This window comes from Desulfosporosinus nitroreducens (genome assembly GCF_023897015.1).
GTDB lineage: Bacteria > Bacillota > Desulfitobacteriia > Desulfitobacteriales > Desulfitobacteriaceae > Desulfosporosinus > Desulfosporosinus nitroreducens.
In genome coordinates this window covers 23,221-35,358 of sequence record NZ_JAMHFY010000006.1, presented here as the reverse complement: position 1 = coordinate 35,358, position 12,138 = coordinate 23,221, and the positions used below count along the sequence as shown (strand labels likewise).

Annotated in this window: 10 protein-coding genes and 5 tRNA genes; 14 read left to right on the top strand and 1 reads right to left on the bottom strand. The window is 39.0% G+C overall.

Features of this window, described 5'->3' with window-relative positions; all coding sequences use genetic code 11:
* The first annotated feature begins 2 nt into the window (after positions 1-2).
* From recF to M8E35_RS08575, 13 genes are all read left to right on the top strand, one after another.
* Entirely contained in the window at positions 3-1,097 is a 1,095-nt protein-coding gene (gene recF / locus M8E35_RS08635; RefSeq protein WP_252468453.1) for a DNA replication/repair protein RecF, read from the top strand.
* Positions 1,098-1,358, top strand: a complete 261-nt coding sequence (gene remB / locus M8E35_RS08630; RefSeq protein WP_252468452.1) for an extracellular matrix regulator RemB — start codon at positions 1,098-1,100, stop codon at positions 1,356-1,358.
* Positions 1,359-1,610: 252 nt separating this feature from the next.
* A complete protein-coding gene (gene gyrB / locus M8E35_RS08625) occupies positions 1,611-3,545 on the top strand; it encodes a DNA topoisomerase (ATP-hydrolyzing) subunit B (RefSeq protein WP_252468451.1) in 1,935 nt (644 codons plus the stop codon).
* Between the two features lie 14 nt (positions 3,546-3,559).
* On the top strand, positions 3,560-6,043 hold the full coding sequence (gene gyrA / locus M8E35_RS08620) for a DNA gyrase subunit A (protein WP_252468450.1): 2,484 nt from the start codon (positions 3,560-3,562) through the stop codon (positions 6,041-6,043).
* A 105-nt stretch (positions 6,044-6,148) separates the two neighbouring features.
* Positions 6,149-7,033: a pyridoxal 5'-phosphate synthase lyase subunit PdxS gene (gene pdxS, locus M8E35_RS08615; protein WP_252468449.1), complete on the top strand. Its 885-nt coding sequence runs from the start codon at positions 6,149-6,151 to the stop codon at positions 7,031-7,033.
* Positions 7,034-7,035: 2 nt separating this feature from the next.
* Positions 7,036-7,614, top strand: a complete 579-nt coding sequence (pdxT, locus tag M8E35_RS08610; RefSeq protein ID WP_252468448.1) for a pyridoxal 5'-phosphate synthase glutaminase subunit PdxT — start codon at positions 7,036-7,038, stop codon at positions 7,612-7,614.
* Between the two features lie 134 nt (positions 7,615-7,748).
* Positions 7,749-9,014 carry a serine--tRNA ligase gene (gene serS / locus M8E35_RS08605; RefSeq protein WP_252468447.1) on the top strand — a complete coding sequence of 422 codons (1,266 nt, stop codon included), beginning with the start codon at positions 7,749-7,751 and terminating at the stop codon, positions 9,012-9,014.
* A gap of 100 nt (positions 9,015-9,114) precedes the next feature.
* A tRNA-Ser gene (locus M8E35_RS08600) sits at positions 9,115-9,204 on the top strand.
* Positions 9,205-9,221: 17 nt separating this feature from the next.
* A tRNA-Arg gene (locus M8E35_RS08595) sits at positions 9,222-9,298 on the top strand.
* Positions 9,299-9,411: 113 nt separating this feature from the next.
* Positions 9,412-9,489: transfer RNA gene (locus tag M8E35_RS08590), tRNA-Arg, on the top strand.
* A gap of 14 nt (positions 9,490-9,503) precedes the next feature.
* Positions 9,504-9,950, top strand: a complete 447-nt coding sequence (tadA, locus tag M8E35_RS08585; protein ID WP_252468446.1) for a tRNA adenosine(34) deaminase TadA — start codon at positions 9,504-9,506, stop codon at positions 9,948-9,950.
* A 46-nt stretch (positions 9,951-9,996) separates the two neighbouring features.
* Positions 9,997-10,087: transfer RNA gene (locus M8E35_RS08580), tRNA-Ser, on the top strand.
* 197 nt (positions 10,088-10,284) lie between these two features.
* Positions 10,285-10,797: a hypothetical protein gene (locus M8E35_RS08575; protein ID WP_252468445.1), complete on the top strand. Its 513-nt coding sequence runs from the start codon at positions 10,285-10,287 to the stop codon at positions 10,795-10,797.
* Positions 10,798-10,877: 80 nt separating this feature from the next.
* Here M8E35_RS08575 and speD read toward each other — a convergent pair whose 3' ends face one another.
* A complete protein-coding gene (gene speD, locus M8E35_RS08570) occupies positions 10,878-11,696 on the bottom strand; it encodes an adenosylmethionine decarboxylase (protein ID WP_252468444.1) in 819 nt (272 codons plus the stop codon).
* A 323-nt stretch (positions 11,697-12,019) separates the two neighbouring features.
* Here speD and M8E35_RS08565 point away from each other — a divergent pair.
* Positions 12,020-12,111, top strand: a tRNA-Ser gene (locus tag M8E35_RS08565).
* The last annotated feature ends 27 nt before the right edge of the window (positions 12,112-12,138 follow it).

Below are 12,138 nucleotides of genomic sequence, written 5' to 3'. Positions count from 1 at the left end.
TTATGATGATAAATAATATGCGCTTACAGAATTTCCGTAATTATGAAAATGAAACTATCCAATTCATGCCTGGAACAAATATTTTAATTGGAGATAATGGTCAGGGTAAGACAAATATTATTGAAGGAATTTATTACTTATTGACTGGTAAATCCTATCGAGTACATCGTGAACAAGAATTGTTACGTTGGGATCAAAGTGAATTTCATCTTTATGGGGATTTTTTAATGAATGACCGCAAAGTATTGTTGGAAAGTCATTATAAAGATAAAAGGAAAATGGTCAAAATAAATAAAGTATCTTGTCAACGTTTATCCGATTTTGTTGGGACCATAAATGTAATCTTCTTTTCTCCGGATGACCTTGTTATGATAAAAGGGGGGCCTTCGGAAAGAAGAAGATTTTTGGACTTGCATATCGCACAAATGCGCCCAGGACATGTAAGTATTCTAAACGCGTATAATAAAGTGATTCAGCAGAAAAGTGCATTATTAAAGTCTTTTACTGACAAGCATATGAAATACTCACAATTACAGCTTTGGAATGAACAAATTATTGAATTGGGAGAAAAGATTATTCTCAATAGAGCGGAGTTAACGCAACGCTTACAAGATGCAGCTGACCCCATTTATGGAAATTTGTCCTCAAAAAAAGAAAAATTGATGATCCTCTACTATGCTTTAGGTAAAAGAACTGTAAATGAAGCTATATCTGAATTTCCAAAATTACTAAATGATAAATTAGATCAAGAGATAGAACGTCAAATGATTCTTGTAGGACCTCATCGTGATGATTTACAGATACTCCTAAATAATAAGCCAGCACGACTTTATGCATCACAAGGGCAACAGCGGTCTTTAGTGTTGAGCTTAAAACTTGCTGAACTTGAGCTAATACGTCAAGAAAAAGGGGAATACCCCCTTCTTTTACTTGATGACGTGTTGTCTGAATTGGACCGTTTTAGGAGAGACTATTTAATAAAGTTCATAGAGTCTTCACGCATACAAACTCTTATAACTATGACAAGTGCTGATAATCATCTTGAGTTAGGAACGCTTTATTTTGTGGAACAAGGGCACATAAGGAGGGAAACTTAGTTGTATTTACATCTTGGTGGAGATGTTTTGATTAAAAAAGATGAAATTGTTACAATTATAGACTTAGATATGACAAAAATAAGTCAAACTAACCAAGTATTTTTAGATAAAATGAAAAATCATTATAAAAATATTTACTATATTTCAGATAAAGGTAAGGAAAAAACCTTAATTGTAACGATAAAAGATTTGTATTTTTCTCCAATTTCTTCGATTACATTATTTAGGCGTTCTTTTACCGAAATTGGAAATGAAAGTTAAAAAATTAAAGCATTTAGTTTAAATTAGCTTTAAATTGATACATCTTAAATTTTAGTGTACAATAATAAGGTTGAAGGTATTTTTTGGTACTAGTCAAACTTTCATGCTAATAAGACACCACTGCCATCTATGTGATGCTCTAACTTTGAACATTTCTGTTAGAGTTATGGCCTGCGCATAAGTGCGACTATGGCGAACGCCGGCGAATAAAAGTCTTGGCGCTAGCCAAGTTTTCTATAGGAGGAAACAGCTTTGCAAGAAAATAAAGAGCTACAAGTTCAAAATACGGGTGATAATTATAATGCAGGGCAAATCGAAGTTCTTGAAGGTTTAGAGGCTGTTCGTAAACGTCCTGGTATGTATATTGGGACCACAGGTCCTCGTGGTCTCCATCATCTTGTCTATGAAATCGTTGATAACAGTATTGATGAAGCGTTAGCAGGATATTGTGATAAGATTGATGTGCTAATTCACTCAGATAACAGTATTACAGTTATCGATAATGGACGCGGAATTCCAGTAGATATACATCCTAAAACAGGTAAACCTGCTGTTGAAGTTGCTTTGACCGTATTACATGCTGGGGGAAAATTTGGTGGAAGTGAAAGTGCCTATAAAGTATCAGGGGGGCTTCATGGAGTTGGTCTAAGTGTTGTAAATGCATTATCCAAATGGTTGGTTGTTGAGGTTTCCAAAGGAGGCCATGTATATCATCAGGAATATGCCAAAGGCAAACCAACTACAGAACTGGTAAATATCGGGACAACCGAAAATAATGGAACTAAGATATCATTTATCCCTGATTCAGAAATATTTGAGGAGACTGTTTACGACTTTGATATTTTGGCTCATCGACTTAGAGAACTATCGTTTTTAAATAAAAGTATTACTATTAATTTAACGGATGAACGTACTAATGTTAAAGAAACTTTTTTACATACCGGTGGTATTCAAGATTTTGTAATGTACCTCAATAAAAGTAAGGATTGTTTGCATCCGCAACCAATATATATTGAAACAACAAAAGACAATGTTCAAGTTGAGGTTTGTATTCAGTATAACGATAGTTATGCGGAAAATTTGTTTTCCTATGCTAATAATATTAATACTCAAGAAGGGGGAACCCATGAGGCGGGTTTTAAGTCGGCTCTAACGAGGGTAGTCAATGATTATGCCCGCAAAAGTAATATGTTAAAAGCTGCAGATTCTAATCTTTCTGGAGATGACATCAGAGAAGGATTAACTGCTGTAATTTCGGTTAAGGTTCCTGATCCTCAGTTTGAAGGACAGACGAAGACGAAGTTAGGAAATAGTGAAATACGAGGTATAGTGGACTCTGCAACAGGAGAAGGCTTAAATATTTTCCTTGAGGAGAATCCGTCTATTGCTAGAAAATTTATTGATAAATCAGTTCAAGCAGCCCGAGCACGGGACGCGGCCCGAAAAGCGAGGGAGTTAACTCGTCGAAAGAGTGCCTTAGAAGGTACCTCTCTTCCCGGTAAACTGGCAGATTGTTCGTGGAAGGAACCTGATTTGTGTGAAATGTACATTGTCGAGGGAGATAGTGCAGGCGGCTCGGCAAAACAAGGCAGAGATCGTCGATTTCAAGCCATTTTGCCCTTGCGCGGGAAAATTATTAATGTAGAAAAAGCCAGGCTCGATAAAATATTAGGAAATACAGAGATCAGAGCAATGATTACTGCGATGGGAACAGGTATATCTGATGATTTTGATATTACAAAAGCACGCTATCATAAATTAATTATTATGACAGACGCTGACGTAGATGGTGCTCACATTAGGACTCTATTGCTAACCTTCTTTTATCGTTATATGAGACCCCTCATCGAAAATCATTATGTTTATATTGCTCAACCGCCACTTTTTAAGATAAAAAAAGGGCGAGACATTCAATATGCTTATTCGGATGTTGAATTGGCAAATACCCTTGAAAAAATAGGTAGGGAAAAGGTAGAACTTCAGCGTTACAAAGGTTTGGGAGAAATGAATCCTGATCAGTTGTGGGAAACCACTATGGATCCTGCAAATCGGACTATCTTACGGGTGACTATGGAAGATGCTATGAGAACTGAAGAAATGTTTACTGTATTAATGGGTGATAAGGTTGAACCTCGTCGTGACTTTATTAATCGCTATGCTAAAGATGTTCGTAATCTAGATACTTAAAGGGGTGCTCATTCATGGCGGATGAACTATTGGGAGGGAAGGTCCTTCCCATTGAAATTGCGGAAGAAATGCGAAAGTCATTTATCGATTACTCTATGAGTGTTATCGTTAGCCGTGCTTTGCCCGATGTGCGAGACGGGCTCAAACCGGTACATCGCAGAATTCTTTATACTCTTCATGAGTTGGGTTTGACTCCGAACAAGCCTTATAGTAAGTCGGCACGACTTGTCGGAGATTGCATGGGTAAATTCCACCCCCACGGGGATTCTTCAATTTATGATGCGGTTGTTCGTTTGGCTCAAGATTTTGCAAGTCGCTATCCGCTTGTTGACGGACACGGTAACTTTGGTTCAATTGATGGAGACTCTGCAGCTGCTATGCGTTATACTGAACTGCGAATGGCTAAACTGGCGACTTATATGTTGGCAGATATCGACAAAGATACTGTTGATTTCGGCCTTAACTATGATGAAAAACAAGAAGAACCTACAGTATTGCCTTCAAAATTTCCAAATTTGCTTGTAAACGGTTCTTCAGGAATTGCAGTAGGAATGGCAACGAATATTCCACCTCATAATTTATCAGAAGTGGTCCAAGCGACAATTGCTTTAATGGAAAATCCTGAATTATCAATTGATGAACTAATTAATTATATAAAAGGTCCAGACTTCCCAACAGGTGCAACGATCATGGGTCACGAAGGAATCAGATCTGCTTATCTGACTGGAAGAGGTTCAATAAAAATAAGAGCTAAAGCACAAATTGAAAACATGGAAAAGTCAGGTAAGACTCGTATCCTTATCACAGAAATTCCATTTATGGTCAATAAAGCTAGAATGATTGAAAAAATTGCTGACCTTGTTCGTGATAAGAAAATTGATGGGATCACCGACCTTAGGGATGAATCGGACAGGTCAGGGATGCGTATTGTTATAGAGCTAAGACGGGATGTCAATCCGAAGGTTATTTTAAACCAACTCTATAAACATACTCAGTTGGAAGATACTTTTGGCGTAAATATGCTGGCCTTAGTCAATGGACAGCCAAAAACTCTTACGCTTAAGGATATGATTCATTATTTTATTGAACATCAAAAAGATGTAATTGTTCGAAGAACTAGGTTTGAACTCAATAAAGCAGAGGCAGAAGCTCATATAATTGAGGGACTGAGAATAGCACTTGATCATATAGATGAAGTTATTGAAACCATTCGCTCTTCATCTGATGAATCAAAGGCTAGAGAAAATCTATCAATGCGTTTTGGTTTAAGTGAAAAACAAGCTCAAGCCATAGTAGATATGAGATTAAAGCGCCTGACCGGATTAGAACGAGAAAAATTGGAGAATCAATACAAGGAACTGATGAAGACTATTGATTATCTTAAATCAGTTCTTGCCTCAGAAGCTATGGTTATTGGAATTGTTAAGGCTGAATTGGAAGAAATAAATCATAAATTTGGAGATTCTCGACGGACACAGATAACGGTTGATGTCAGTAAAATGGATATTGAAGATCTTATTGCGGTGGAAGACGTAGTTGTCACCGTTACTCATTATGGGTATATCAAACGGTTGCCTCTAAATACATACAAGAGCCAGAACCGAGGGGGCAAAGGGGTCCATGGGATGGCTACTAAAGAACGAGACTTTGTTGAACATCTCTTTACAACGACCACCCATCACTATATTCTTTTCTTTACTTCCCAGGGAAAAGTGTATCGACTGAAAGCTCATGAGATTCCTGAAGCGAGTCGAACTGGTAAGGGAACTGCCGTTATAAACCTCTTAAATTTAAGCCAACATGAAATGATAACAGCAGTTATGGCAATTAAAGAGTATAGTCCTGACTTCTTCTTGATCACAGCTACTAAAAACGGCATCATGAAGAAGACAGCATTGCAGGAATATGATTCATCCCGAAGAGATGGGTTAATTGCTTTAACCTTAGATGAAGAGGATGAACTTATCGGGGTTAAGTTAACCCAAGGATTGGATGATATTCTTTTAGCTACTAAAAATGGAATTGCCATTCGTTTTCCAGAGTCTGATGTACGTTATATGGGACGTACAGCGCGTGGAGTCAAAGGGATAAAGCTTGAAGCAAACGATTTAGTTGTTGGAATGGATGTTATTGGTGACGAAGGTGAACTCTTAACAATGAGTGAAAACGGATTTGCTAAGCGAACTAACCTTAAGGAATTCCGTGTTCAAGGACGTGGCGGCCGAGGAGTTATTGTCATGAAATTGAATGCTAAAACGGGCACTTTAGTTGGAATCAAAGTTGTTCAAGTAGAAGATGAGCTTATGGTAATTACCAATAATGGAATTATGCTTAGAATTCCTGTTTCAAGCATTTCGAATCAAGGACGATCTGCACAAGGAGTTATGGCCATGCGGACCGGTGAAAGTAGTGTTGTAGCGATTGCAAAAGTCTTGATGAAGGATGATGAAGAAATTGAGGAAGGTGATAATTCCGAAGACTCAGATGATGAAGTCTAAAATTGACAAAATTTGAGCAAGGTGTTACCATGTCTGAGATTCATAGATTATGTTTATATACATAATCTATTGTTTAACAATTTATCTTGAGGAGGAACTATTATAATGACTGATATTGGCTCATTTAAAGTAAAGACTGGACTTGCAGAAATGCTTAAGGGTGGCGTTATTATGGATGTAACCACTCCTGAGCAGGCAATAATTGCAGAAGAGGCTGGAGCATGTGCTGTAATGGCTTTAGAGCGTGTTCCTTCGGATATTCGTGCAGAAGGTGGAGTTGCACGGATGGCGGATCCCTCAATTATAAAGAACATAATGGAAGTAGTGTCTATTCCAGTCATGGCTAAAGCACGTATCGGACATTTTGTCGAAGCTCGAATTTTAGAAGCTTTAGGTGCTGATTATATTGATGAGTCTGAAGTATTAACTCCTGCAGACGATTCTTATCATATTAATAAACATGATTTCAAGGTGCCTTTTGTTTGCGGTTGCCGTAATCTGGGTGAAGCATTACGGCGAATCGGAGAAGGAGCCGCCATGATCCGTACCAAAGGAGAACCTGGAACAGGTAATGTAGTTGAAGCAGTTCGTCATATGCGTACCGTAATGAGTGAAATGCGTGCTTTGACATTGATGCCGCAAGAGGAGCTTATGACAGCAGCCAAAGATATGGGTGCTCCCTATGATTTGGTTCTTTATGTGGCGGAACACGGTAAACTTCCCGTCGTTAACTTCGCAGCAGGGGGTATAGCTACGCCTGCTGATGCTGCTTTAATGATGCAACTGGGAGTGGATGGTATATTTGTAGGCTCAGGAATCTTTAAATCAGGTGATCCAAAAGCACGTGCTAAAGCAATTGTTATGGCAACGACCCATTATAAGGATGCAAAATTGCTTGCGGAAATCTCTAAAGATCTAGGACAACCTATGTCGGGAATTGAAATATCTACCCTGACCGAATCTCAGCGTATGCAAGAACGGGGTTGGTAAAAATGAAAAAGCGTGTTGGCGTATTGGCACTGCAAGGTGCTTTTCGCGAGCACCGGCAGGTTTTAGAAAAATTGGGCTGCGATGTTACAGAGGTGCGTCGAACAAGTGATCTTGATGGAATACAGGGTCTCATTATTCCAGGTGGAGAAAGTACAACCATTGGTAAACTCCTGATAATTGATGAGATGGGTGAAAGAATTAAGGAGCTTGGCGCTAAGGATATGCCAATTTTCGGAACTTGCGCAGGTATGATTCTACTTAGTAAAACTATTGTAGACAGTGATCAGTATCGCTTGAACCTTATGGATACAGTAGTAGAACGAAATGCTTTTGGAAGACAAGTAGCAAGTTTTGAAACGGATCTCCAAGTACCTGCCTTAGGAGTTAATCCCCTGAGAGCTGTGTTTATTAGAGCACCCTATCTTAAGGAAGTGGCCCCTAATGTAGGTATATTAGCAGAGTATAATGGTAAGATTGTCTTTGTGAGACAAGGAAATTTATTAGCCAGCGCGTTCCATCCGGAACTTACTCCAGATAATAGAGTTCATCAGTATTTTTTAAACATGATTGATGAACATTAAGTTCACTAAGGCGAACGCCAAGCGCCAGAAGGGGTCCCTTCTCGCCATCCATGGCTACAGGGACACTCGGCCATCCTAGGCCAGCGCTTGGCGCTATCCAAGTTTTCTTTTTACAGGCATGGGAGGGTGTTAGTATGTTGGATCTCAAATTTGTTCGTAATAACCCTGAAGCAGTTAAAGAGGCATTAGAAAAGCGTCATGTTTCTATTAGTCTCGACCACTTCTTAAAACAAGAAGAAGAAAGGCGCAAACTGCTTTTTGAAATTGAGACTTTAAAGGCCCGTAGAAATTCGGTTTCTGAAGAAGTTGGGCGTCTCAAGAAAAATGGAGAAGATGCTGAAAGTCTTGTTCTAGAAATGCGAGAAGTTGGTCAAACCATTAAAGACTTAGAAGAAACATCAGCGGACATTGTACGAGAGATGGAAAGAGTACTCTATGAAATTCCAAACATACCTCACGCTTCTGTGCCAGTAGGTTTAGACGAAAGTGCCAATGTTCAAGTTCGTGCATGGGGAACCCCTCGAATTTTTGATTTTGAGCCAAAAGCCCATTATGAAGTCGGTGAAAAGTTGGATGTTTTTGATTTTGTCAGAGCTGCTAAGGTTACTGGAGCACGGTTTACCTTTTACAAAGGGTTAGGTGCTAAGCTGGAGCGTTCTCTTATTTCATTTATGCTTGATCGTCACACAACTAGGGGATATACAGAGATACTTCCTCCCTATATGGTCAATCGTGCTTCTATGATGGGTACAGGTCAATTGCCCAAATTTGAGGATGATGCCTTTAAAATTGTTGGAACAGACTACTTTTTAATTCCTACGGCAGAAGTGCCTGTGACAAATCTTTATCGTGATGAAATATTAGATGGCAGTCAATTGCCAATTCGCCACTGCGCATACAGTTCATGTTTTCGCTCTGAAGCGGGTTCGGCAGGGCGGGATACGAGAGGGCTTATTCGCCAACACCAGTTCAACAAAGTAGAACTGGTTAAGTTCTCACTGCCTGAAAATTCTTATGAGGAGCTTGAATTACTGACAAAGGATGCTGAAAGTATTCTTCAAGAATTAGAACTTCCTTATCGAGTCATGACATTAGCTACAGGAGATCTCGGCTTTACGTCTGCCAAAACCTATGATTTAGAAGTATGGTTGCCCAGCTTTAATACCTATAGGGAAATATCTTCTTGCAGTAACTTCGAAGACTTTCAAGCGCGCCGGGCAAATATTCGTTTTCGCAGAGGACCTAAGGATAAGCCAGAGTTTGTCCATACCTTAAATGGCAGCGGATTGGCGATTGGACGCACAGTTGCGGCTATTATGGAGAATTATCAGGATCAGGATGGCAGAGTTCGTGTTCCTAAAGTGCTGCAGCCTTATATGGGCGTTGAATATATCGGTTGATAGATCATCAAAAATCCTATGTAATTTCCAATTAATACTAAGCATTGCTAGTTGATATTTTTGGACATATATGATATGCTTTTATTCGGTTGTTTTACTTGGAGGGGTGTTCGAGTGGTTTAAGGACCCGGTCTTGAAAACCGGTGACTTCGCAAGGGGTCCGTGGGTTCGAATCCCACCCCCTCCGCCATTAAAGTTTACCATTATGCGTTCGTAGTTCAGCTGGATAGAGCGTCAGACTTCGAATCTGAATGTCGGGGGTTCGAATCCCTCCGAACGCACCATTATTGATGTTCGTGGTTCGATATCCGAGATTCGTATATCGAACTTTTTAATCTATTTAAACCATTCTAGACATTATTTGATGGCTATTAATGTTGCTGTTATGTTCTACTATGGCCTCGTAGCTCAGTGGATAGAGCGGGGGTTTCCTAAACCCTGTCTTGCGGAGGTTCGACTCCTCCCGGGGTCACCATAATCGAGGTAATTATGCTTCATCAAGATTGGATGCGTATGGCGCTTGAACAGGCTCAAATGGCTTTTGAACAAGGAGAAGTTCCGATTGGAGCGGTAGTTGTTCATAATGGTCAACCAATAGCCTTAGCGCATAATGAAAGAGAACAGAAAAACGACCCTACAGCACATGCTGAGGTCTTAGTAATTCAACGGGCAGCCAAAGTATTAGGAAGTTGGCGGCTGACGGATGCCACCTTGTATGTTACGTTAGAGCCTTGTCCGATGTGCGCAGGAGCTATCATGCAGTCTCGCATAAAGCAACTTGTCTATGGGGCAATGGATTTAAAAGGTGGGGCTACAGGTTCAGTTATGAATGTCTTAGACTATACTCTATGGAACCATAGAGTCGATGTAGTTGCCGGGGTTCTAGAAGAAGAATGTGCTGACATTTTAAAATCGTTTTTCAGAAGATTGCGCTGAATTTTCAGCGGTATCTGATAGTATAGTTTTGGGTGACGCTATATACGGAGGAGTATCGAAGTGGTCATAACGAGAGCGACTCGAAATCGTTTGACGGTGTGAGCCGTCCGTGGGTTCGAATCCCACCTCCTCCGCCATTACATAAATAAATCAAGTGCCTTCGCGGGTGAACGCGAAGGCACTTTTACGTAACTTTAAAAATATATTTCCTTTTCTTAAACCCTGTTTACATGGTTGTTTTGCCTAACATAATTTGGACGTAATAGGAAACGTTTAGGACGGAAAAACTAAACTGAAATATTACACACGAGAAAAAAATGAGAGGTGAAGCTAAGTGAAGAAAATTACAGACAGATTTTGGTTAGGTGTGATATCTGGTTTAGGTGGTAATTTGGCTAAAATAGTCGTTGAGCAGGTTTCTAATAGAAAAGGATTTTCTAAGAGTAATGGTTACACTACAGCAGCTGGTATTTTTCTAAAAAAACTCGATATTTTATCTCCATATGGGAAAGCCGTAGGTATTATTGCCGACAATATGATTGCAATGGGACTTGGAGTCACCTGCATATATTGGCTTACTCTAATGGGGAAAGACAAGCACTTTATAAAGGGAGCTGGCTTAGGTGCTGCTGAATGGGGCGTTTTATACGGAGTTGCCTCGAGGCTCGGTGCAACTTCCATTTTTCCAGTCAAACCCAAAGATGCCATAGCTACTTTCATATCTCACCTGGCTTTTGGAGTAACTAAAATGACTATTGCAGTGAATTTAGGAGATGAGCGTTTGTTTAAACCTAAAAATTTGACCATGGAAATTGATGAGCCACAAAATTTACTTTCCAAAATTTAATAAGACTAGTGAGCCGATTCATAAAAATGGCGAGAACTTTTAAACACACCAGTTTTAATAGCTTCTCGCTATTTTATAGTTTAGACTCTAGGGATGTTCCTCCCATGGAATATTTCGGCCATTTCTTTGGTCAGACGCTGTTTAATTCTTTTCTTTTCGTTGGGAGAAAGTTCTTTTTTCGCTGTGCCAAATAAATAATTATCGAGATTAAAATCTTTTAAGATCATTTTAGTATGAAAAATATTTTCTTGATAGACATTTACATCAATCATTTGATAGAGCTCTTTTTTTTCCTTAGCTACGTAATTTTGAATGGAATTTATTTTATGATCTATAAAAAACTTTCTTCCTTCAAGATCACGAGTAAATCCTCGAATTCGGTAATCGACGATAGCAATGTCGGAAGAAAAACTCGTCAGAAGATAATTTAGTGCTGTCAGAGGAGAAATCTTACCGCAAGTTGAGACATCAATATCTGCCCTGAAGGTGCTAATCCCTTTATTGGGATGGCTTTCTGGATATGTATGAACTGTAATATGACTTTTATCAAGGTGGGCAACAACATCTGAAGGAAAGGGTTCATTGAGATCTGTTGAGGATGTTGTTTTTTCTAAAATCGTATCTTCCTGTTCTTCTGAAACAAGCATAGTAACGCTAGCCCCTTGTGGATCGTAATCTTGTTTAGCGATATTTAAAACATGTGCACCAATGATGTTAGATACTTCTGTAAGAATCCTTGCCAGACGTTCTGAATTGTATTCTTCATCAATGTATTGAATATATTCCTGTCGATGCTCAGGTGACTTGGCATAGCAAATATCATACATATTAAAACTCAGAGTTTTTGTAAGGTTATTAAATCCGTATAATTTAAGTTCTTTGAGTTGTTTAATTTCCATATTTGTCCTCCAAAAACTTATTAAATTTTAGTTAATAGTAATTAATAAGCAATAAATTACTATTAACTAAGTTTTGACTTTAGATTAATCAATGGAGTAAGTAATAGTCGTATCTTAAACCTCGAACTTATATGTGATACACAGCATACTGTACGATATTTAGGGTGAAAATATTCATTAATCATTAAATAAGCAAGGGAAATAGGATAATACATATATTTACAGGCCTTTAGGCATTGACGTGTCTGCCTGTTTGCGATATAATCACTCTTGTTCACTAAATTCATTGAAAAGCAATATGTTTTTTTAGTTTAAGGGACATTGGAGAGGTGGCTGAGTGGTCGAAGGCGCCCGCCTGGAAAGCGGGTACATTGGGCAACCGGTGTCGAGGGTTCAAATCCCTCTCTCTCCGCCATTTTAGAGGTTTTGAGCCAAAGTATTC